Source organism: Streptomyces aurantiacus (assembly GCF_027107535.1).
Classification (GTDB): domain Bacteria; phylum Actinomycetota; class Actinomycetes; order Streptomycetales; family Streptomycetaceae; genus Streptomyces.
On sequence record NZ_CP114283.1, the window covers coordinates 6201092 to 6223442 of the forward strand.

Annotated in this window: 14 protein-coding genes and 1 pseudogene; 8 read left to right on the top strand and 7 right to left on the bottom strand. The window is 72.7% G+C overall.

The annotated features are described in order from the left end of the window. Window positions 1–22: 22 nt before the first annotated feature. A complete protein-coding gene (locus O1Q96_RS29815; protein ID WP_269251111.1) occupies window positions 23–685 on the bottom strand; it encodes a TetR/AcrR family transcriptional regulator in 663 nt (220 codons plus the stop codon). A 155-nt stretch (window positions 686–840) separates the two neighbouring features. Here O1Q96_RS29815 and O1Q96_RS29820 point away from each other — a divergent pair, with 155 nt between their 5' ends. After that, a complete protein-coding gene (locus tag O1Q96_RS29820; RefSeq protein ID WP_269251112.1) occupies window positions 841–2091 on the top strand; it encodes a YncE family protein in 1251 nt (416 codons plus the stop codon). Window positions 2092–2204: 113 nt separating this feature from the next. On the opposite strand, the gene O1Q96_RS29825 is transcribed toward O1Q96_RS29820, so the two are convergent. Together O1Q96_RS29825 and O1Q96_RS29830 are read right to left on the bottom strand one after the other, a co-directional pair. After that, on the bottom strand, window positions 2205–4067 hold the full coding sequence (locus tag O1Q96_RS29825) for a cellulase family glycosylhydrolase (protein ID WP_269251113.1): 1863 nt from the start codon (window positions 4065–4067) through the stop codon (window positions 2205–2207). A gap of 87 nt (window positions 4068–4154) precedes the next feature. Then, entirely contained in the window at window positions 4155–6221 is a 2067-nt protein-coding gene (locus O1Q96_RS29830; protein ID WP_269251114.1) for an elongation factor G, read from the bottom strand. Window positions 6222–6689: 468 nt separating this feature from the next. Here O1Q96_RS29830 and O1Q96_RS29835 point away from each other — a divergent pair, with 468 nt between their 5' ends. Further along, a complete protein-coding gene (locus O1Q96_RS29835; RefSeq protein ID WP_269253771.1) occupies window positions 6690–6926 on the top strand; it encodes a VWA domain-containing protein in 237 nt (78 codons plus the stop codon). Next, on the top strand, window positions 6919–8028 hold the full coding sequence (locus tag O1Q96_RS29840) for an XdhC family protein (protein WP_269251115.1): 1110 nt from the start codon (window positions 6919–6921) through the stop codon (window positions 8026–8028). The genes O1Q96_RS29835 and O1Q96_RS29840 overlap by 8 nt, the downstream gene beginning before the upstream one ends. 273 nt (window positions 8029–8301) lie before the next feature. On the opposite strand, the gene O1Q96_RS29845 is transcribed toward O1Q96_RS29840, so the two are convergent. The 3 genes from O1Q96_RS29845 to O1Q96_RS29855 all read right to left on the bottom strand — a co-directional run bounded on the left by O1Q96_RS29845 (window position 8302) and on the right by O1Q96_RS29855 (window position 12343). Next, window positions 8302–9270 carry an aminoglycoside phosphotransferase family protein gene (locus O1Q96_RS29845; protein WP_269251116.1) on the bottom strand — a complete coding sequence of 323 codons (969 nt, stop codon included), beginning with the start codon at window positions 9268–9270 and terminating at the stop codon, window positions 8302–8304. Between the two features lie 74 nt (window positions 9271–9344). Continuing rightward, window positions 9345–9878 (bottom strand): metallophosphoesterase family protein, encoded by a 534-nt coding sequence (locus tag O1Q96_RS29850; RefSeq protein WP_269251117.1) that lies wholly within the window; start codon window positions 9876–9878, stop codon window positions 9345–9347. 5 nt (window positions 9879–9883) lie between these two features. Continuing rightward, entirely contained in the window at window positions 9884–12343 is a 2460-nt protein-coding gene (locus O1Q96_RS29855) for a SpoIIE family protein phosphatase (RefSeq protein ID WP_269251118.1), read from the bottom strand. Window positions 12344–12681: 338 nt separating this feature from the next. On the opposite strand from O1Q96_RS29855, the gene lanKC reads away from it, so the two are divergent. The 4 genes from lanKC (at window position 12682) to O1Q96_RS44345 (ending at window position 19336) form a co-directional block, all read left to right on the top strand. Beyond that, window positions 12682–15348 (top strand): class III lanthionine synthetase LanKC, encoded by a 2667-nt coding sequence (lanKC, locus tag O1Q96_RS29860; RefSeq protein ID WP_269251119.1) that lies wholly within the window; start codon window positions 12682–12684, stop codon window positions 15346–15348. 78 nt (window positions 15349–15426) lie between these two features. Further along, the gene (locus tag O1Q96_RS29865) at window positions 15427–15543 is read left to right on the top strand and encodes a SapB/AmfS family lanthipeptide (RefSeq protein ID WP_217453521.1); all 117 of its coding nucleotides are present in this window, start codon (window positions 15427–15429) and stop codon (window positions 15541–15543) included. 89 nt (window positions 15544–15632) lie between these two features. After that, a complete protein-coding gene (locus tag O1Q96_RS29870) occupies window positions 15633–17450 on the top strand; it encodes an ABC transporter ATP-binding protein (RefSeq protein WP_419586970.1) in 1818 nt (605 codons plus the stop codon). Further along, window positions 17447–19336 (top strand): ABC transporter ATP-binding protein, encoded by a 1890-nt coding sequence (locus O1Q96_RS44345; RefSeq protein WP_331276074.1) that lies wholly within the window; start codon window positions 17447–17449, stop codon window positions 19334–19336. Before O1Q96_RS29870 ends, O1Q96_RS44345 begins: the two co-directional genes overlap by 4 nt. Here the strand turns inward: O1Q96_RS44345 and O1Q96_RS44350 are convergent. After that, a pseudogene (locus tag O1Q96_RS44350) lies at window positions 19262–20236 on the bottom strand (LuxR C-terminal-related transcriptional regulator); the annotation flags it as partial. The gene O1Q96_RS44345 and the pseudogene O1Q96_RS44350 overlap by 75 nt on opposite strands. Here O1Q96_RS44350 and O1Q96_RS29885 point away from each other — a divergent pair. Further along, the gene (locus O1Q96_RS29885) at window positions 20136–22292 is read left to right on the top strand and encodes a SpoIIE family protein phosphatase (RefSeq protein ID WP_269253773.1); all 2157 of its coding nucleotides are present in this window, start codon (window positions 20136–20138) and stop codon (window positions 22290–22292) included. The pseudogene O1Q96_RS44350 and the gene O1Q96_RS29885 sit on opposite strands and share 101 nt — an antisense overlap. Window positions 22293–22351 lie beyond the last annotated feature (59 nt).

Below are 22351 nucleotides of genomic sequence, written 5' to 3' on the forward strand. Positions count from 1 at the left end.
CGGTTCGGTGCCGACCCTGGATCTACTCGTCTCGCGGCCGCCAGCCCGCCGGGCGCAGGATCCCCAGGAGCAGGCCCACGAGTTCGTCCACCACTTCGTCGAGGGTCGCCTCGACCCAGCCCGAACTCCAGTCGTGCAGCAGTCCGTTGACGCTGCCGATGAACGCCGCCGCCGCGATCCGGTAGTCGCGCGGGACCGCCTCGCCGCGGTCGGCGGCGGCCATGGCCTCGGCGCGGATGAAGTCGATCCAGCGGGAGCGGCGGGCCAGCCGTTGCCGTTCGAGCCGTGGGCTGACGCCGATGATCTCGACGAAGGTGATGCGCAGGCGGCGCGGATCACCGGTGACGTCGGCGGCGTAGGCCCGGAAGGCGGCGGTCGCGCGTTCCGCGATCGGCTGCCCGTCCGCCTCGGCGAGACCGGCCAGGGCCGCTTCCTCCGCCCAGTCGTTGACCTGGAGATGGAGGGCGGCCAGTACGTCTTCGAGGGTGCGGAACTCCTCGTAGAACTGGCGGGTGGACAGGCCGGCGGCCTCGCTCAGGGCGGAGACGGTCGTGGCGCGGTAGCCGGGGGCGTCCCCGAAGAGCTGGAGCCCGGCGTCCAGGAATCTTCGGCGGCGCTCGGCCTGCCGCTCCTCGGCGGTCCTGCCGCCGTAACGGCCCGTCGGCGCCCTGAGCCTGCCCGCCACTGAACCCCCCTCATCGCCCGACGGCCAATTTTGTCCTGTCCGAAGTCTTGTAGTGAGGGGCCCTCTCTCCTTACTTTCCAGTAAGTCCAATCTGAACGCGCACGTTTTCAGATTCTCCGCCTTGTCATGTTCCCCACACATAGGAGAGATCGGTCATGTCTGCCCTCAGAGCCCGGCACGCGTGGTCCATCGCCGCCGCCCTCGTCCTGACCGTCACCGCACCGGCCACCGCGACCGGCGCCTCCCCCGCCGCCGCGGATCTGCGGGAGGTGATGTTCGTCGGCAACAACTGGGACGGCACCGCCGATGTCATCAAGTCCAGCGGCGACTTCGCGAAGGTCGGCCGGATCAACGTCATCCCGGACAAGGACCAGCGGATGGCGGAGATCAACGCCGATCCGATCAGGTGGATCGCGTTCATGACCATCCGCAACAGCGTGGGCGAAGGCCACGACCAGTTCGTCGACGACATGTACTCCACGCCCGACGGCAAGTCGATGGTGGTCTCCCGTCCGAGCTTCGCCGACGTGGTCTCCATCGACCTGGCCTCGGGCGACATCAACTGGCGCTACCCCGTCTCGGGCTTCCGCGCCGACCACATGGCGGTCTCCCCCGACGGCACCCGCGTCGCCGTCTCGGCCTCCACCTCCAACACGGTGCACGTGCTGGACATCAACACCGGCAAGCAGGCGGGCTCGTTCGCCACCGGCGCCAAGCCGCACGAGAACATCTTCACCAAGGACGGCAAGCAGATCTGGAACATGGCGATCGGCGAGGTCAACACCGCGAGCGACGCCCCGTGGCTGGACTGGACGAAGGGCGACCGGAAGATCACGGTCGTCGACGCGACCACGTTCAAGCAGATCAAGGTCATCGACATGCGGGAGCGCCTGAACGCGATCGGCCTGACCGACTACTCCGACGCGGTCCGCCCGGCGGCCTTCAGCCCGGACGAGTCGAAGCTGTACTTCCAGGTGTCGTTCTTCAACGGCTTCTTCGAGTACGACATCGCCACGGACCGGATCACCCGCACCAAGACGCTGCCGATGAACCCGGCGACCAGCACCGACCGCACCACCTGGGTCAACGACTCGCGCCACCACGGCATCTCGATGAAGCCCGACGGCACGAAGCTGTGCGTCGCGGGCACGATGGACGACTACGCCACGGTGGTCGACCGCGCCACCCTCCAGGAGGGTCCGCTCGTCACCGCCTCCAAGCCCTACTGGGCGACCGTCAGCGGTGACGGCAAGTCCTGCGTGGTGTCCGAGAGCGGCGCCGACCAGGTCACGGCCATCGACTTCGCCACCGGCAGGAAGACCGTGTCCGTGGCGGTCGGCGACCACCCCCAGCGGGTCCGCCTGGCACATGTGCCCGCCAACTGGACGAGCCCGGCCGCCGACTGATCCGTTCCGGTCGGCCTTCTCGCACGTGTTCCCCGCGCCCCAAAGGGGCGCGGGGAACACGTGCGTTCAGCCACGACGGACCCGCGGACGGCACAACGACCGCGGCGCAGGCCCTAGTTGAACTCAGCCGCCATCCACGAGGCCAGCTCGGCCCGCGCCGCGCTCAGCACGGCGGCGGACGGGGCTGTCGCGCCGTTGGTGACGAGCGCGTAGTGCAGGGTGCCCGAGTCGGGGGCGGTGAGCAGCAGCCGGCGGCTGCCGGTGCCACCCGGCTCGGCCGCGACGGCGATCGGCGTGGTGCGGGTGTAGGCCGGCGGACCGTACGTCGTCCCGAGGTCGGAGACCACCGTGGTCGACGCGTTCGGGAAGGACGCCGGCAGGTGCAGTTCCGTCGGCTCGGCACTGCCGTCGGAGCGCCACACCTGCAGCGCGTACTGGCCGGATCCCACGAGCTGCCTGACGTTCGGCAGGGAACTCGGCACCTGGTTCCACGTCAGCGTCGTGGAACCGTCCCGCGAGCGGTCCTCGTAGGTGAACGCGAGCGAGCGGCCCGCGGTGGCGCTCGGATAGACACGGTCCAGCATCCGCGCGTCCTGGCGCAGCACGGCCTTGCCCGAGTCGTCGAGACGCACGGCGGACAGATCCTCGTCGTTCCAGGCGTCGCCCTCGGTCTCCACCTTCTCCGGGTTGTCGTTCATCAGCTCGTGATGGCGGCCGTTGTAGATGTCCCACTGCCACTGGGAGCCGGAGAGGACCGGCCCGGAACCCGCCGGGTCCGCCCACCAGTTCGCTCCCTTCACGCGGGAGTCGAGCGCCTGGTACATCGCCTTGTAGACCGTCGGTGCCTTGTCGGAGACATTGCCGGCGAGCGGATGTCCGAACTCACTGATGATCGCCGTCGTCCCCGCGGCTGCCGCCCGGTCGCGGACGGTGCCGAAGTCACCGACGTACTGGCCGTCCTCCGCCTTGCCCCACATGAAGACGCCGGAGATGGCCTTCTGGTCGTAGAAGTGGGTGTTGAAGACGTAGCGCGACCCGAGCGTGCCCGCGTCCAGCAGTCCGCCCTCCTGCTTCTGGAAGTCGAGGTTGGCGTTCCAGAAGAGGTTCGGCTCGACGAAGGCCGGCTTGGCCTGCCAGCCCGCCGCGTCCATACGGGCGCGGAACTTCACGTAGAACGGCCACAGGACGTCCTTCTCCCACGCCCGGCTGGTCTGACCCGAGTCGTAGGTGCCCGCGTGCGGTTCGTTCCACGGGTCGAAGCCGACGACGCCCGCGAACTGGGCCGCGGTGAGGTTCTGCCGCACGTACGCCATCGTCTTCTGCGCGGTGTCGAGGAAGGATTCCTGGAGGCCGTACTTGTTGTGCCAGAAGTCGTGCGTCGCCTGTGTCACGGCCGCGTTCGAGGTGATGTTCTGGCCCCAGAACGGGCAGATCCCGCAGTACTCGTCCGGGTAGTTGCCGAGGTCGACCGCCCACTTGGGGGCGCCGTCGCCGGTGTACCAGCTGTCGGGGTCGAACAGCCAGCGGGAGTAGAGGTCCTGGTGGAAGTCGGGGTACACGCGGATTCCTGCGTCCAGGAACGCGCGCATCTGGTCGGTCGCGGCGGCGAGGTAGGCCGGGTCCACCTGGCCGCGGACGGGCTCCGCGTACGCCCAGGAGAGCAGGAAGCGGACCGAGTTGCCGCCGCCGAGCGCCCTCAGCGCGTTCGCGGACTTCCTGGCGTCCGCGACCGAGGCGAAGGGAAGGCCGTTGTTCTCCTTGAGTTTCGTCTCGCCGGAGACGTTGTAGCCGCGCAGGACGACCTCACGGCCGAGCCCGTCGGTGAAGCGACCGTTCTGGACCGTGAGGGTCGCCGCGGCGGCGGGGTCGAACCACAGGTCGTCGGGGAGGGCGGCGGCGGGCTGAGCACCGGTGGTGCCCAGGAGGCCGGTGAGGAGCACGAGGACGCCGAGCAGGGGCGCACGCAACTTCGACATGTGCACAACAGTCCCGTGCGTGTCTTTGGGCCGTCAATACTCCTGACTTGAGAGTAAGTCACCTTTTCCGGAATGACGTTGTCGTGTTCACCCGCCGACGCGGCGCGTCACGTTGAGTAGGTATTCCTTGCGGTTGAGCGGGTTGTGATCGGTGCGCGGCCGCTCGGGGACCGGACCGCGGCCGACCGGGGCGTAGTGGTCGAAGGCCGCCTCCAGCGTTCCTTCACCGCTGGTCGGTCCGGGCAGTCGCTGCTCCAGCCCGTGCACCCGGGCCGCGGGGATCGTGCCCTCCAGTTCGCACGACGTACCGCGTGTCCGCGTCGTCCGGGGCACCGCCCGCAGCCCGGCGAGGAGCGGGAGGAGCGCGCCCAGCGTGTCCGCAGGGGCGTCGATGCGGAACCGGTGCATCGGCTCGTGCACCTGGGTGCCCGCCTGCCGCAGCGCCTCCATCAGGACGAGCGGGGTGAGGCCGCGGAAGTCCGCACCGGTGCTCGACATGCTCTTGTCGAAGCCCTGGTGCGCGTGGCTCTGCCGGGGCGAGTAGCCGGAGTGCGTCATCGTGACCGTGCAGTCGTCGACCCGCCAGCCGTGGATCCCCTGTTCCAGCGCCTCCTTCACGGTCTCCTCGACGGCCTTGTAGAAGGCGTACGGCATCGCTCCGAGCTCGACCTCCAGCCGGAACCCCACGCCCGAACCGGCCGGCGCCGGGTCGACGCGCAGGCCGACCGTGGCGAGGAACGGGTTGGCGTCCTTGCCGTTGAACTCGACCGCCTCGCCGCTGCCCACGAGCCGCTCGACACAGATCGTCGTCGTCTCGCGGAACCCGACGTCGAGCCCGAACTCGTCGGCGAGGGTGGCCTGGACGACCTCCTTCTGCACCTCGCCGTAGAGCGACACGGAGATCTCCCGCCGTGTCCCGTCCTGCCGCAGGTTGATCAGCGGATCCTGCTCGGCGAGCTGGGTGAGAGCGGTGTGCAGGGCGCCCCTGTCGGCGGGCCTGCGCGGGACGACGACCGTCTCGAGCGTGGGCGGCGAGAAGTGGTGCCGCCCCGCCGGCACCGCTCGCGAGAAGTCGTCGGCCTGCTCGCGCGGTACGCCGATCGTGTCGCCGAGCCGGATGTCGCCGAGCCCCCAGAGCTTGCCGATCCGCCCGGCGGCCACGGACGTCTCCCGCGGGTCCGAGCCCCGCTCGAAGACACTGACCGCGGTGACCTTGCCCTCCCGGACCGCGCCGTTCCCGCCGCTGTCCGCACCGCCGTTGCCGTTGCCGTTGCCGTTGCCGTTGCCGTCCCCGAACGTCAGCAGATCCCGGGTGCGTACCGTCCCCGAGAACATCCGCGCGTACGCGATCTTCTCCCCCGCCGGTCCCCGCTCCACCTTGAAGACGGTGCCGGACACCGGACCGTCGGCCCGGCCGCCGGCGGCCGGCAGCAGGTCCCTGATGCCGGAGATCAGTGTGTCCACGCCCGCGCCCGTCACGGCCGAGCCGAAGAACACCGGGTGGACCAGTGCCCGCCCGGTCTGTTCGGCGAGCGCGGCACGGAGCCGGCCGTACGGGACCGCGCCGTCCTCGACGTACGAGGCGAGGAGTTCGTCGTCGTGCGCGGAGAGGACGTCGAGCAGGCCGGAGGTGAGCCCCGTGTGCGGGATCGCCCGGGCGTCCCGCCCGCCGAGGCCGTCGACCAGGCCCATCGGCACGATCGCCTCGGTGAGCCGCTCGGAGACGCTCCGCAGCACGCGGTCCGTGTCGGCGCCACGACGGTCGATCTTGTTGACGAAGACCAGCGTCGGGATCCGCAGCCGCCGCAGCGTCCGCATCAGGACGCGGGTCTGCGCCTGGACGCCCTCCACGGCCGAGATCACGAGCACCGCGCCGTCCAGCACGCTCAGCACCCGCTCCACCTCGGCGATGAAATCCGGGTGGCCGGGGGTGTCGATCAGATTGACCGTGACGTCGTCGATCTCGAAGGAGACGACGGCGGACTTGATGGTGATGCCGCGTTGTCGCTCCAGCGCGAGGGAGTCGGTCTGCGTGCTGCCGTCGTCGACGCTGCCGATCTCGTCGATGATCCCGGCGGTGTGCAGCAGCCGCTCGGTCAGGCTCGTCTTACCTGCGTCTACGTGCGCCAGAATTCCCAGGTTCAGTGTGTGCACCGCGTGCCATGTCCTTTGAAATGAGGGGGATTCCTTCCTGGACGGACATGAACGCTTCGCGCATTGCTGCTCCTTGGTTCGGTCGGCCGAGCCCTGTGGTGATCCCTTTCAGTCCAGCAGGCGGCGGTGCCGGACGGCAACGGATTAACGCTCAACCAATGCCTGCCGCGGGCACTCCACCTTCCCGGGACACGGTCCTGGAGGGACGCGCTGCTGCGGTTCGCGCGGGACGCCGCGCGCGGCGTCCCGCACGGCGGCACGGCGGCCGGGTGCGCACGAAAGTGTTCACGATCGGTACGCGGCTGACGCGGGTGGCCCGGGGGCTGCCGCTCCGCGACCCCGGCACCGCGCCGGCCGCGGTCGCGGCGGCCGTACCGGACCGGCGCGGCGACACCCTGCTGGGTGAGCTGCTGCGGGCGTTACCCGGCCGGTGGGGGCAGCGGCACGGCGCGGGGCGCGGTGGCCTTCGTGCCGTCGGACGGCCGGGAGCGTGGCGATCCGGAACCGCTCGCGGCCCGGATGCGACGCTTGCACCGTCCGGCACACCGGGAAATCTGGGCCGATCCGCGCAAGGCCCGGCCCGGCTGCGCACCTGGGGCCGCCGGTACGGCGGCGGCGCTGCCTGGCGTGGAGGCGTTCGCCGCGGGACACAGCATGGCCGCTGCGGAACGTCCGGCGGCGGTGAAAGGAGCGGACGATGCGTGAGATCCTCCCGGCGCTCGGCCGGTGGTACGCGCAAGGCGCCCCCTTCGGACTCGCCACGGTCGTCGACGTCAGCCGGAGCGCGCCACGCGATCCCGGCGCCGCCATGGCCGTCGGCCCGGGTGACGAGGTCGTGGGCAGTGTGTCCGGCGGCTGCGTCGAGGGCGAGGTCTTCGAGCTGGCCCGCGAGGTGGTCGCCTCGGGCGGGGCCCGGCTGGAGACGTTCGGGTACAGCGACGAGGACGCGTTCGCCGTCGGCCTCACCTGCGGCGGCGAGATCACCCTCCTCGTACGGCCCGTCACGGCCGCTCTCGACCCGTCCTTCGGTGCGGTCGCCCAGTCGGTGGCCGCGGGCCGCCCGGTGACCGTGGCGACCGTGATCGACGGTCCCGCGCCGCGCGGCGCGACGCTCGCCGTGTGGGCGGACGAGGTGTCCGGCACGCTCGGCACGACCGGCCTGGACGTGGCCGTGACCGCCGACGCGCGGGGCGAACTGGCCCTGGGCGCCACCGGGCAGCGGCACTACGGTCCGCGCGGCGAGCGGCGCGAGGACGCGGTGACCGTCTTCCTGCACTCCTTCGCTCCCCCGCCGCGCATGCTGGTCTTCGGGGCGATCGACTACGCGGCGGCGGTGGCCCGCATCGGCGTGTTCCTCGGCTACCAGGTCACCGTGTGCGACGCCCGTCCCGTCTTCGCCACACCGAAGCGCTTCCCGGCGGGCGTGGAGGTCGTCGTGGAGTGGCCGCACCGCTTTCTCCAGGGAGCGGAGACCGACGAACGCACGGTGCTCTGCGTCCTCACCCACGATCCCAAGTTCGACGTGCCGCTCCTGGAGGAGGCGCTGCGCCGCCCGGCCGCGTACATCGGGGCGATGGGCAGCCGGCGTACGCACGACGACCGGATGAAGCGGCTGCGGGACGGCGGACTCGGCGAGGACGAACTGGCCAGGCTGCGCTCGCCGGTCGGCCTCGATCTCGGGGCGCGTACGCCCGAGGAGGTCGCCGTGTCCGTGGCCGCCGAGATCGTCGCGCTGCGCTGGGGAGGCAGTGGCGCGCCGCTGACGGCGACGGCCGGGGAGATCCATCCGCGGCGGCGACGACGATGAGGGACAGGGTGACCGGGCGGACCGACCGGTTCGGGCGCGGGGTGCCGGCCGAGGTGGGCGGCACACTGGTCGGCCGGTTCGCGGACCGCTGTCGGAGCAGCTCCGGCAGCGGTCGAAGGCCTCGAGACCGGTACGGCGGTCGCCGCCCCTGCGCCCGCCGAACCGATCGACCTCGTAGGGACGGTGTGGCCGTCGGTCGGCAGACGTACGGTGGCCGCGGTGGTGGCGGACGTCGTGGCGGCGCCGGTCGTCCTGCGGCTCGGGGCCGCCGTGTCAGGTCTCGTCGCGGAAGTCGGCGATGATCGCTTCGAGGTGACGCAGGGCCGTGGTCACGCGGTCCGGGTCCTGCTGGAAGAAGGGGTCGTCGGGCACGGGCAGCGACCCGGCGAGCCCCCAGCCGCGGCCACGTGCCCATGCCGCGTCGTCGACCTCCAGGGCCTCCCGAAAGGCGGGACGCGCCTCGTCGGGCAGGAATTTCCAGGCGGGCAGCAGGTCCACGGCGGGGTCCCCGGCACCCAGCGTGCCGAAGTCGATGACGGCGCTGAGCTGCCCGTCCACCGACAGCAGGTTCCCGGTCGCGAGGTCGCCGTGGAACCAGACCGGCGGGCCGTCCCAGGCGGGTGCCGCAAGCGCCGCCTCCCACACGGCCGTGACCGCGTCGGTGTCGACCATGCCCCGCAGCTTGGCGATCTTGGGCCGGACCACGGCGTCCGCCGCCAGCGAGTCGCGTTCGTCGCCCATGGGTACACCGCGGAACGCGTTGCTCCGCTGCGGGCCGGGCCCGCCCGTGGCGTCGATCTCCCGCAGAGCCCTGACGAACTCGGCCAGTTGACCGGCCGCCCGCACCGGATCGGCGAGACTACCGGTGGTCGCCGTCTCACCCTCCAGCCAGCGGTACACCGACCAGGGGAACGGGTATCCCTCGCCGGGCTCCCCCGCCGCGAGCGGCTCGGAGACCGTCAGCGGCAGGTGCGGGGCGAGCTGCGGCAGCCACCGTTGCTCCCGCTCCACCTGTCCGGCCCAGCGGCCGTAGCGGGGCAGCCGCACGGACAGCACGTTGCCCAGCCGGAACGTCGCGTTGTCCATCCCGGGCCGCGGAACCGGCGAGATCGGCAGCTCCGCCCACCGGGGGAACTGGGCGGCGAGCAGACGGCGGACGAGACCGGCGTCGATGGTCACGTCGTCGCGACCCTCGTCGTCGGCGAACGCGTCGTCGTGGGCGTGCGGGGCACCGGATGACAAGGCTCAACTCCTGGGGGCGGGCCGGGATTCGACTCCCTCATCCCATCCGCCGGGCCGTCGGCCGTCCACCGGATTTACGCGGGCCGCCCGGCGGAGCGATCACGCGGGACGCGCGGCGGCAGACGATGCAGCCGGACGTCGCCCAGCCCGCCGTCCCGCACGGTCGCGGTCATGTAGGTGCAGTGCGGCTGACGTCGGCGGTCGGTGGGCGAGCCCGGGTTGAGGAGGCGCAGACCGGTGGCGGTGGTGGTGTCCCAGGGGATGTGGCTGTGGCCGAAGACCAGCACGTCGAGGTCGGGAAAGCGGGCGGCGCACCGCTGTTCGCGGCCCTCGGCGGCGCCGGTCTCGTGGACGACCCCGAGGCGCAGGCCGTCGAGTTCGGCGTGGGCGACCTCGGGGAGGCGGGCCCTGAGACCGGGCCCGTCGTTGTTGCCGTACACGCCGACGAGCCGGTGCGAGCGGCTCTGCAGGAGGTCGAGGGTCGCGGTGTCCACCCAGTCACCGGCGTGGATCACGACGTCGGCTCGCGGGAGTTCGGCGAGGAGCGGTCCGGGGAGTTCCCTGGCCCGCTTGGGGAGGTGGGTGTCGGCGATCAACAGGAGGCGCATACGGATCAGTCTTCTGCGGGGCCGGTCAGGGGGAGCTCGGCCCACACCTGTTTGCCGCCGCTGACCGGGACCGTTCCCCAGGTGGCGGAGAGTGCCTCGACGAGGAGGATGCCGCGGCCACCGGTGGCCTCCCAGCCGATACTGGTCGGTTTGATGGGGGTACGCGGCGAGACGTCGGCGACCGCGACACGCAGCCGGTTGTTGATGAGGGTCAGGTCGAGCCGGACCTGCCCGTCGGTGTGGACGAGGGCGTTGGTGACCAGTTCGGAGACGACCAGCAGGATGGCGTCCGCGTCCTCGGCCGCGCCCCATACGCGCAGGATGCGTCTGGTGAAGCGCCGGGCGTGCCGGACGGCCTCGGGTACACGCCACACCGTCCAGCTCTCGCGCAGGGGCCTCAGGTCCAGGCCGTCGTAGCGCATGAGGAGCAGGGCCACGTCGTCGCTGCGGTTGGCGCCCGCGAGCAGGGCGTCCGCCACGGGTCCCAGGTGGGCGGTGTCCGCGGCGGCCAGTTGGTCGGACAGCCGGCCCAGGCCGTCCTCCAGATCCAGCTCGGCGGACTCGACCAGGCCGTCCGTGGTGAGGGCCACCACCGTGCCGGGCTGGAGCGGCAGCGGGCTCATGGGGAAGTCGGCCTGCGTGATGACGCCGAGCGGCGGCCCGCCCTCGGTGACGACGATCTCGGTCGTGCCGTCCGGGTGGCGCAGGACGGGCGGCAGGTGCCCGGCACGCACACACCAGGCGGAACCTTCCGCCAGATCGACGTCGACGTAGCAGCAGGTGGCGAAGAGGTCGGTCTCCATTCCCATGAGCAGCCGGTTGGCGTGCGAGACGACCACGTCCGGGGGGTGACCCTCGACGGCGTACGCGCGCAGGGCGGTGCGCATCTGGCCCATGATGGTGGCGGCCTGGGCGTTGTGCCCCTGGACGTCGCCGATGACGAGGGCGACGTGATTGTCGGGCAGCGGGATCACGTCGTACCAGTCGCCGCCGACCTCCAGGCCCGCCGTGGTGGGCAGATACCGGGCCACGGCCTCCGCGCCCGGCAGGGGCGGCAGCCGGCGGGGCAGAAGGGTGCGCTGCAGCATCCCGACGAGTTCGTGCTCGGCGTCGAAGGCGTGGGCCCGCATCAGTGCCTGACCCGCCAGGCCCGCCGAGGCGGTGAGCAGGGCACGCTCGTCGGGGCCGAAGTCGTGGGGGGTGTCCCAGCCGATGAGGCAGGCACCGGCCATGCGGCCGCCGGCCGGCAGGGGCAGCACGGCGAGTCCGCCGGGGCCGACGTCGGCGAGTGCGGGTTCCAGCGGGGTGCCGGCGGGCCAGATCGCCGCCCGTCCCTCGCGCAGGGCGGCCGCCAGGGTCGGCATGGTGCGTACGGGGGCGTCGGGCCACTCCGAACGCCACTCGGTGCGCCACACCTCGGGCCAGGCCTCCGGTTCCGGCGGGTCCAGGACGGTGACGACGAGCCGGTCGCCCTCCAGCTCGGCGAGGGCGATGCGGTCGGCCATCAGGGGCCGGCGCAGGGCGGTGACCACGGCCTGGCCGACGTCACGGACCGTGCCCGCCGTGGCGAGGGCGGCCGCGAGGCGCTGGACGCGGGCGACCTCGTTGCCGCCGGACCGCAGCTTGGAGGCGTCGGCGACGGTGCCGACCAGCCGGGACGGGCGTCCGTCGGCGGCGGGCAGCAGCCGGGCGCGCAGCCGGAGCCACTTCTGCTCGCCGGAGGGCTGGAGGATGCGGAACTCCAGGTCCCGCTCGCCGACGAACACGTGGTCGGCCTCCACCACGGACATCAGCGTGGGCAGGTCCTCCGGCACGGTCATGCTCAGCAGGGTCTCGACCTTGCCGTCGAACTCGTCGCGGGTGAGTCCGAAGAGCTCCAGCATCTCGTCGTCGACCTCGACGCGCCCGGAGTCCATGGCCAGGCTGAACGAGCTGCTGGGCAGGTCCTCGAAGTCGCCGGTGCCGGACGAGGGCGGGAAGGAGACTGCCTCGGCGAGCATCTCCAGGCACCTGCGGTCCTCCGCGTCGAAGCCGCCCCGGCCCTCGCTCACGGCGACCAGACAGCCACCGCCACGCGCGTCGGGCGGCAGCGGCAGGGCGGCCAGCCAGAAGTCCCCCACCGCCGTGTGCCGGGTACCGGGGCCCACCGCGAGCTCCTCGGGGCTGAGCCACAGGGGCCGTCCCAGGCGGTAGGCGTCGGCCGCGGGCGAGCCCCCCGAGAGCGGGTAGCTGTCGCGCACGCCGTACAGGGCCCGGGGCACGCCCGCGGACTCGATCAGGCACAACTGGTCACCGCGGTCCCCCGGCGCGTACACGAGGGTGAGCGTCGCACTGCCGAAGACGAGTGCCTGTTCGAGCACGCTCCGCAACCGTTCGGGTGAGCCGAGGTCCGCGTGCAGCGCCTTGAGGGCAAGTTCGGCACGCAGCGTTCTCGTTCCGCGTCCCGCCGCGCCCTCACTGACCACGTCCGTATTACAGCGCTTCCAGGAGCCCGGCGCAGCCCCTGTGACCGTTCCGAGGCCGGGTCGCGCGCGGGCAGGGCGTCCACGGGGCCGCGCCTGCGGGCCCGTTTGCGGCGTCCCGGGGTTTCTCGGGCGCCGCTCGGACGTTCCGCCGACAGAGGTCACGCTGCGTAGGACGGGTCGGCGCGGCGCCCGGCCGGCGCCCCCGAACGAGTGCGGAGGGGCGGCGCCCCGGGGCGCCCGGAAAAGCCGTGCATTCCGCATGGTGACCTCGTGACAGGCGTGACTGTCCGTGCCCCGGGTGTGGTGGAAGGCTCAATCAGGAGCCGGAGGGGGTTGGGATGGACAAGCGGTACGAGGTCTATGCGCTGGCCGACAGGCACTTCTACGAGACGCCCGACCGGCTGGCCGGGGAGGGGGCCGACGCCGCGCCCTCCTACGAGACGGCCCGCCGGGCGGTCCCCGCGGGATGGCGGGCGGCGCGCATCGGCGACTGGCTGGCGCTGACTCCCGTGGACGCCGAGGGCAGGCCGCGGTCCGGGCCGGCCCAGGGCTGGAAGATCCATGCCTCGGCCACCCGGGAGAACGCGGAGCGGATCGCGGGGATCGTGTGGGACTACTGCGTGCCGAGGGCCGTCCCGTTCAAGTTCGTCCCGGGACCGCACCTGCTGCACCTGCGGAACGTGAAGTACGCGGCCCGTGACGGGAGCGGAAAGTTCGTCACCATCTATCCGGCGGACGAGGAGCAGCTCCAGGTCGTGCTGGAGGAGCTGGGCGCGCTGCTGGAGGGCCTGGACGGCCCGTACGTCCTGACCGACCTGCGCTGGAACGAGGGTCCGCTGTACGTGCGCTACGGCGCCTTCGCACGCTCGTTCGTCGTCGACGACCGCGGCACCCTCGTGCCCGCGGTGACGGACGGCGAGGGCCGGCTCGTACCGGACCGGCGGGCGCCCTCCTTCCAGGTGCCGGAATGGGTGACCCTGCCCTCGTTCCTGGAACCCCAGCTCGCCGCACGCAACACCACGACCGTCGGCGACCTGCCGTACCGCATCGAGAAGGCACTGCACTTCTCCAACGGGGGCGGCGTGTACTCGGGCGTCGACACCCGGAACGGGCAGCGGGTCGTCCTGAAGGAAGGCCGGCCGCACGCGGGCCTCGCCGCCGACGGGGCGGACGCCGTCACCCGGCTCGCGCGGGAGAAGTACGCCCTGGAGCGGGTGTCCGGCCTCGGTGTGGTGCCCGAGGTGCGCGACTGGTTCACGCTCGGCGACCACCGCTTCCTCGTCATGGACTTCCTGGAGGGGCGGCCGCTCAACTCCTTCTTCGCCGAGCGGCATCCGCTGCTCTCCCCCGATCCGGACCCGGCCGCCGTCGCCGACTACACGGCCTGGGCGCTGCGCGTCCACCGCATGGTCGAGGAGGCGGTGGAGGCGGTGCACGGGTGCGGGATCGCCTTCAACGACCTCCACGTGTTCAACATCATGGTCGCCCCCGACGAGCGGTCGGTGTCCCTCCTCGACTTCGAGGCGGCGGCGCCGATCGAGGAGGGCGGTCGCCAGGTCGTCGCCCATCCGGGGTTCTTCGCACCGCCGGACCGGACCGGCGCGGACGTGGACCGGTACGCGCTGGCCTGTCTGCGGCTCGCCCTGTTCATGCCGGTCACCACGCTGTTCGTGGTCGACCGCGCCAAGGCCGCACACCTGGCCGAGGTCATCCTCGGGCAGTTCCCGGACATACCGCGGTCGTTCCTGGAAGAGGCGGTCGCCGAGATCACCCGGACCCCCGCGTCCGCCGGCACCACGACCGCATCCGCGAGCGCCGTCTCACCAACGACCGAGAACAACTCACCCTCGCCCAGGGCCGGTTCGCCGTCCGCCGCGCCTCCCTCGCCGTACGAAGCCCTCGCCGAGCCCGGCGACTGGCCGTACAGCCGCGACTCGATGGTCAAGGCGATCCTCGCCTCGGCCACCCCGGAGCGCGACGACCGCCTCTTCCCGGGCGACATCGCCCAGTTCTCCGACGGCGGCGGGCTCGGCATCGCATACGGCGCGGCAGGCGTCCTGTACGCCCTGTCCGAGACCGGGGCCGGCCGGTACGAGGAGGGCGAGCGCTGGTTGCTCGACCACACGGACCCGCTGCCGGCCGGCACGCCGCTCGGGCTGTACGACGGTCTCGCCGGCGTGGCATACGTCCTCGACCGGCTCGGGCACCGGCAGCGGGCACTGGACCTCGTCGGTACGGTCCTCGACGAGAAGTGGCACAAACTCTCGTCCGACCTCCAGGGCGGCCTCGCCGGACTCGGCCTGGTCCTCGACGAACTGGGCCGCACGACCGGGGAGTCCGAGCTGGAGGCACGGGCTGCGGAGGTGGCACGGATCCTCCAGGAACGCCTGGCCGAGCCCCAGCCCGACACGAAGAAACGACGGGCCGGCCTGATGCGCGGCGCGAGCGGACCCGCACTGTTCCTGCTGCGCCGGTACGAGGCCACCGGTGATCCCGGGCTGCTCGCGTCGGCCGCCGATGCGCTGCGCCGGGACCTGGAGTGCTGCGTCGTGCATCCGGGCGGCAGCCTGGAGGTCGACGAGGGCTGGCGCACCCTGCCCTACCTCGGCGACGGAAGCGCCGGGCTCGGCCTGGTCATCGACGACTATCTCGGACACGCCGACGACGACCGGGGCGAGTTCGAGCGGGCACGGGCGGGGATCCTCACCGCAGCCACGTCACGCTTCTACGCGCAGCCCGGGCTGTTCCAGGGCAGGGCCGGCATGGTCCTCCATCTGAGCCGGACCGGTGCGGCGCCCGAGCGGGTCGCCGAGCAGGTCGCGGGACTCGGCTGGTTCGCGATGCCCTATCAAGGCCAACTGGCCTTTCCCGGCCACCAGATGATGCGTCTCTCGATGGACCTGGGCACCGGAACGGCAGGGTGTCTGCTCGCGCTCGGCGCCGCCCTCGACGGCGAGGTCCCCGCTCGACTGCCGTTCCTGCCGCCGCCACGACGGCGGCCCTGATACCCGGCTCCGCCGCCCGGCGGAGTCGTAACCCCACCCCGTCCCCACACAAGGGAACACAGCGAAAGGAAAACAATCATGGCCCTTCTCGACCTGCAGACGATGGAATCCGACGACATCACCGGCGGCGGCGGTCCCAGCACGCTGAGCCTGCTCTCCTGCGTCAGCGCCGCGAGCGTCACGCTCTGTCTCTGACCGCACCGTATCCACGGCTCCGGACGGCTCCCGCCTCTCCACGAGGCGGGGGCCGGCCGGGGTCCGTCCCCGTGTCGGGAGGCCGCCCGGTGACTTTTTCCGCTGGCTCCGCCACCTCGCCCCACCCCGCACGTCCTGGTCCTGCGTCCGCCTCGACGGGCGACGCGCTGCTGCGCGCGGCGACCCGCCACAGCGGTGTCCGCTGCGTGGCCCTGGCACTGATGGCCCTGGCCGCGACAGCGGCGAACCTGCTGCTGCCCGCCGCGCTCGGCCGGGCGCTCGACGTCCTGCTGACCGACCCTTCCCGGGCCACGCGCTGGGTGCTGTACTGCACGGCCCTGGTGCTGGTGCTCGCCGTGCTCGACGCCTGCGAGACGGTGCTCGGCGGGACCACGACCGCCCGGGCCACCGCGTGGCTGCGGGCCCGTCTGACCGGACACGTGCTGGACGCGGGACCGCGGGCCGGCCGCCGGTTCGGGTCCGGCGAGCTCGTCGCGCGCCTCGTGGGAAACGCCGGCCAGGCGGGAGCCGCTCCCGCGACCCTCGCCGGCGTTCTCGCCGCCCTCGCCGCTCCGCTCGGAGCGGTCGTGGCGCTCTGGCTGATCGACCTCCGGCTGGCACTGGTCTTCGTCTGCGGGGCGCCCGTAGTCGTCGCGGTCCTCAGAGGGTTCACGCGCAACTCGTCGCAGTGCGTGGCGCGTTACCAGGAAGCGCAGGGCCGCATCGCGGGCGGGCTCACGGAGGCGATCGACGGAGCACGCACCGTCGCGGCGGCCGGGACCGCCGACAAGGAGGTGGCCCGGATCCTGCGGCCTCTTCCCGAACTCTCCCGCGAGGGCCACCAGATGTGGCGCGTCCAGGGGCGCGCCGCCGCACAGGCCGTCGCGGTGGCACCACTGCTGCAGATCGCGGTGCTGGCCACCGCAGGTCTGCTGCTCACACAACAGACCCTCAGCGTCGGCGAGTTGCTCGCCGCCTCCCGGTACGCGGTGCTGGCGTCCGGCGTCGGTGTCCTGGTCGGCAGGCTCGGCGCCCTGATCGAGGCGCGGGCCTCGGCCCGCCGGCTCGGCGAGGTGCTGGACGTCCCGGCGACGAGGCACGGCACCCGCCACCTGCCGCCCGGCCGGGGGCACCTGGAACTGCGGGACGTCACGGTACGCCGTGGCGGGCGGACCGTCCTGGACGGCGTGGACCTCGTGGTCCCCGCCGGCGGAACGCTGGCCGTCGTCGGCCGCTCGGGCGCGGGCAAGTCGCTGCTCGCCGCCCTCGCCGGACGCCTGGCCGACCCGGACGGCGGTGACGTGCTGCTCGACGGCGTGCCGCTGCGCGCACTGGACCGGCGCGAACTGCGCCGCGAGATCGGATACGCCTTCGAGCGTCCCGCCCTGCTCGGTGACAGCGTCGAGGCCACGATCGGCTTCGGCGACCCCGCTCCCCCGCCGCACCGGGTCCGGGCCGCCGCCCGCACGGCCCGGGCCGACGACTTCGTACGCCGCCTGCCCCGCGGTTACGCGACGCCCTGCGCCGAGGCCCCGCTGTCCGGCGGCGAGGTCCAACGCCTGGGTCTGGCACGGGCGTTCGCCCGCGGCGGGCGGCTGCTGATCCTGGACGACGCGCTGTCGAGCCTCGACACCGTGACCGAACACCACGTCACCGAGGCGCTCTTCAGGAACACACCCGGGTGCAGCCGTCTGATCGTCGCCCACCGGGCGTCCACGGCGGAGCGGGCGGACACCGTCGCCTGGCTGGACGGGGGGCGCGTGCGGGCGGTGGGACGGCATGGGGAGCTGTGGACGATGGCCGAGTACCGCCGGGTGTTCGGGGGCGGCCCGGCCCCGGACGAGCCCGGGAGCGAGGGTGAGGCCGGAGGACCGCCGAGTCGCGAGCGTCCCGGAGGGATCCGGTGAGTGGCGACGGCGTGTACCGGCGCGGGTTCCGGTTCCTGCGGACCAGGCGACGGGTGGTCGCGCGCCTCGCCGCGTGGTCCGTGCTGGAGTCCGGGCAGACCTTCCTCACCGGGTACGCGCTGGCGCGGGCCGTCGACGCGGGCTTCCTGGCCGGTCGGGCGACTGTCGGGCTGAGCTGGCTGGGGGCCGCCGCGATCGCCGTGGTCGCCGGGGCGTACGGCACCGGGCGGGTCTACGCTGCCGTGGCGGCGCTGGTCGAGCCCTTGCGGGACCGGCTCGTACGGGACGTGGTCGACCGGGGGGTGCGGGACGCGGACAGGGGCGCGCTGTCCCGGCTCACGCAGCAGGTGGAGATCGCCCGGGACACCTTCGCCGGAGTCGTGATGGTGTCGCGTTCCTTCGTGTTCACCGCCGCGGGCGCCCTCGTCGGGCTGTTCTCCCTCGCGCCGCTGCTGCTGCTCGTGGTCGGGCCGCCGCTCGCCGCCGGAGTGGCCCTGTTCGCGCTGACCCTGCGGCCGCTGACCCACCGCCAGGAGGCGTTTCTCGTCGCCGACGAGGAACTCGCCTCGCAACTCGGCGCCGTCTGCCCCGGGTTGCGGGACATCACGGCCGCCGGCGCCGAGGAGCAGGTCGCCGCCGCGGTGCGGGAACGGATCGGGGCCGAGCAGCGCGCCGCGCGTTCGCTGGCCCGGTGGGGCGTACTGCGCGTGGTGGCCCTGACGGTCGGCGGACAGCTCCCGATCGTGCTCCTGCTCGCCACCGCGCCCTGGCTCCTCGCGCACGGCGTCACGGCGGGCGCCCTGGTGGGCGCCCTCGCGTACGTCGGCCAGTCACTGCTGCCCGCCCTGCAGAACCTCATCCACGGCCTGGGCACGAGCGGCTCCAGACTGGCGGTCGTCCTGCGCCGCCTCTCCCCGGACACCCCGGACACGGACACCACGGGCACCCCGGAGCCCCCACCCACGTCCCGATCCGTACCAGCGCCGGTGCCGGCGCCGGCACCGGCACCGACGGGCTCAGCCCCGCCCGCCGCCGTCACCCTCTCCCACGTCACGTTCGCCTACGGTCCCGCCAGCGAACCCGTGATCGAGGACCTCGACCTGACCGTCCCCCACGGCACCCACCTCGCGGTCGTGGGCCCCAGCGGCATCGGCAAGTCCACTCTCACCGCGCTCATGGCCGGACTCCTCCAACCGACCGGCGGTTCCGTGCGGGTGCGGAGGGCGCCCGGCGCCCGTCCCGGCGAGCACCACCGCGTACTGATCCCGCAGGAGGCGTACGTCTACACCGGGACGCTCGCCGAGAACCTCGGTCACCTGCGGCCGGACCCCGTGCCGGAGGCGGAGCTGCTGGCCGCGGCCGATGCCGTCGGGCTGACCGCGCTGCTCGACAGGCTGGGCGGACCGACGGCCGAGGTCGCCCCGGCGACGCTGTCCGCGGGCGAGCGCCAGCTCATCGCGCTGGCGCGCGCCCATCTCGCGTACACCCCCCTTGTCCTGCTCGACGAGGCGACCTGTCACCTCGACCCCGCGGCGGAGGCGCGCGCGGAGCGTGCCTTCGCGCGACGGGGCGGCACTCTCGTGGTGGTGGCGCACCGGGTCAGCTCGGCGCTGCGGGCCGACCGGGTGCTGGTCATGGACGGCCGTCGCACCGCGTACGGCTCCCACGCGGAGCTGCTGGACCGGTCGCCGCTCTACCGCGACCTGGTCGGCGCCTGGTCGGGCGCCTCACAGCCATCCCTCACCCTGGGAGATCCGGATGGCGTCGACGCGGTTGCGGGCCCCGGTCTTTCTCGTGATGGCCGCCATGTAGTTGCGTACGGTCCCGTTGGACAGATGGAGACTGCCCGCGATCTCCGCGACGGAGGCCCCGTCGGCGGCGAGTGAGAGCACCGTCAGCTCTCTTTGGGTCAGCGGCATCCGGGCGGCCTGGAGGAAGCCGAATCCGAGCGAGTCGTCGATGAAGCGTTCGCCCGCGGCCACCTTCCGGATCGCCGAGACGAGCCGCTCGGGCGAGCCTTCCTGATCGACGAAACCGAGCGCCCCCGCGTCGAACGCGCGTCGCAGGAGACCCGGTTTTCGCGCCGTGGCCAGCACCAGCAACCGAGGGTCCTTCCCGTTCCGCCCGCAGAGGTCGCCGAGCGGCGGCACCCCGTACGTGTCCGCCCGCTCGAGATCGGCCGCGCAGATGTCCGGCTGTAACGACCGAATGCTCCTGGGTGCACCGCACCACGGAGCCTCGAACACCGTCAGATCGGATTCCTGGCGGAGCCACTCCGCCAGTACCGACCTCACCAGACACACGTCATGCACCAGAAGCACCCGGATCACATCCGCCCCTTCTGTCCTCCGTCTGCCCATTCCGTCTGCCCATTCCGTCTGCCTACTCCGTTGTGTCCGCTCCCACTGACTGCGTGCCTTCTGCGCGTGCCCACAGGCTGGCGCGTCCCACCTATCCCTTTTCCCGGGCGTGAAGAACCAGCCAAGGGGGCGCGCGGCAGCGCACAAGCGGGGCGCGGAAGCCGCGCGCCGCACAACGCCCGCCGGAGTGAGGGCGGGGTTCTCGGCACGGATGCGCCTGCGTGCGAGGGCGGTCGGCACGTCTGCCGGGGCGCCTTCGCCGTGCGGGAACCGCCCTCGCGAGGGAGCCTTGACCAGGGACTCCTTCGCGTGTCCGAGGCAGGAGGTGGTCGGCGTGTCCGACTGGCAGACGTCCGGCCACCCGCCCCAGCCCGCCCCGGCGCCGGTCGGCCGGCCGCTGCTCTCACTGACGCTGGCCGCGCTCATGGACGATGTGCACGCCCATTCGGGAGCGGTGTACCTGCTGCCGCCCGGCGAACAGGTCCTGGAGATGGCGGTGATGGCCGGGCTCCCCAGGGCGTTCGCGGCCCCCTGGGAGCGGGTGGGGCTGAGCGCTCCCATTCCGGTGGCGGAGGCGGCGCGTGACCGGCGGCTCGTGTGGGTGGGCGGCGAGGCGGAGATGGCCCGCCGCTATCCACGGATCTCGGTGGTCCTGCCGTACCCGTTCGCGCTGGCCGCCCTGCCGGTGGCGACCGGCCGCGCCACGTACGGAGCGGTCTTCGTGACCTGGCCGGGTGCGCATCCCGCGGATCTGTCCGCCTGGGAGCGGGACCATCTCACGGCCGCCTGCGACCGGCTCGCGATCCGGCTGGAGCGGGCCCTGGACAAGGGCCACCCCATCCGGCCGGAGCCCGATCTGCTCGCGCCGGCAGCGATGGCGAGCGTGGCGGGAACGCTGGGCACGGTCGAGGCGGCGCGGATGGTGGCCCGCCTGCCGTACGGGCTCTGCGCGCTGGATCTGCGGGGGCGGATCACCTTCGCCAACGCGGCGGCGGCCGAGCTGCTGGGGCTGCCCGTCAGCGGCCTGCTCGGCACCCAGCTGTGGGCGTCGGTGCCCTGGCTGAACGACCCGGTCTACGAGGACCGCTACCGTGCCGCGCTGCTCAGTCAGCAGGCGACGTCGTTCGTGGCGCTGCGGCCGCCCTCGGACTGGCTGTCGTTCCGCCTCCATCCCAGTACGAACGGGCTGAGCCTGCGCATCACCCGGGCACGGGCCGTGGCACGGGAGGGCCGCGCGGCCTTCCAGCACGGGGACACCGGCACGCGTCTCGTCACCATCTCCCAGGTGCTGAGCCTGGCCGGGGCGCTCACCGAGGCGGTCGGCGTGCAGGACGTGGTGCAGCTGGTCGCCGACGAGATCGCGCCCGCCGTCGGCAGCCAGGGACTGGTGATGCTCGGCTCCGCGGCGGGCCGGCTGCACGTCCTCGGACACCGGGGATATCCGGATCCGCGGGTGGTGGAGCGGTTCGACGGGATGCCGCTGACCGAGCAGACACCCGGTACACACGCCCTGCAGAACGGTGTGCCGGCCTTCTTCGGCTCCCGCCAGGAGCTGGAGCGGCTCTATCCGGCCCTGGACACCACGTCCGGCGGCATGGCGGCCTGGGCGTACCTGCCGCTCATCGCGTCCGGGCGGCCGGTGGGCACCTGCGTGCTCGCGTACGCCGAACCGCATCCCTTCCCGGCCGACGAGCGTGCCGTACTGACGAGTCTCAGCGGGCTCGTGGCGCAGGCGCTGGAGCGGGCCCGTCTCTACGACGCCAAGCACCAGCTGGCCCACGGTCTGCAGGCCGCGCTGCTGCCCCACTCGTTGCCGTCACTGCCCGGCATCGAGGCGGCGGCCCGCTATCTGCCCGCCACCCAGGGCATGGAGATCGGCGGGGACTTCTACGACCTCGTGCCCACGGCCGGGGAGGCGGCGGCGGTGATCGGGGACGTGCAGGGCCACAACGTCACCGCGGCGGGTCTGATGGGTCAGATCCGTACCGCCGTGCGCGCCTACACGACCGTCGGCCAGCCGCCCGGGGAGGTCATGAGCAGCACCAACCGGCTGCTGATCGATCTGGGGGCCGAACTCTTCGCGAGCTGTGTCTATCTGCGTCTGGACCCGGCGCGCGGTCAGGTGGTGATGGCTCGCGCGGGGCACCCGCCGCCGCTGCTGAGAAGGCCGGACGGGAAGGTACGGGTGCTCGACCTGGCGGGCGGCCCGCTGCTCGGTATCGACGCGGGCGCCACCTACCCGACCACCGCGGTGGCACTGCCGCCCGGCTCGCTGCTCGCCCTCTACACCGACGGCCTGATCGAGTCCCCCGGGGTCGACATCGAGGACGCGCTGGCCGGGCTCGCGGAGCGCCTCGGCGAAGTGGGCGACCGACCGCTGGACGAGGTGGCCGACAGTCTCGTACGGCACAGCGGCACGGCGGAGCAGCGGGTGGACGACGTGGCTCTGCTGCTGCTCCGCGCGGTTCCCCATGTCCCCTAGACGGGCCCGCCCCGCGACCAGCCGCACGAAGCCGTACGCACGAAGTGGCCCGGTCCTCC

What these genes read in the sequence shown, in the direction of transcription:
- O1Q96_RS29865 (WP_217453521.1), top strand. Translation starts at nt 15,427, where the DNA reads ATGGCCCTTCTCGACCTGCAGACGATGGAATCCGACGACATCACCGGC.
- O1Q96_RS29820 (WP_269251112.1), top strand. Translation starts at nt 841, where the DNA reads ATGTCTGCCCTCAGAGCCCGGCACGCGTGGTCCATCGCCGCCGCCCTC.
- lanKC (WP_269251119.1), top strand. Translation starts at nt 12,682, where the DNA reads ATGGACAAGCGGTACGAGGTCTATGCGCTGGCCGACAGGCACTTCTAC.
- O1Q96_RS29840 (WP_269251115.1), top strand. Translation starts at nt 6,919, where the DNA reads ATGCGTGAGATCCTCCCGGCGCTCGGCCGGTGGTACGCGCAAGGCGCC.
- O1Q96_RS29825 (WP_269251113.1), bottom strand. Translation starts at nt 4,067, where the DNA reads ATGTCGAAGTTGCGTGCGCCCCTGCTCGGCGTCCTCGTGCTCCTCACC.
- O1Q96_RS29850 (WP_269251117.1), bottom strand. Translation starts at nt 9,878, where the DNA reads ATGCGCCTCCTGTTGATCGCCGACACCCACCTCCCCAAGCGGGCCAGG.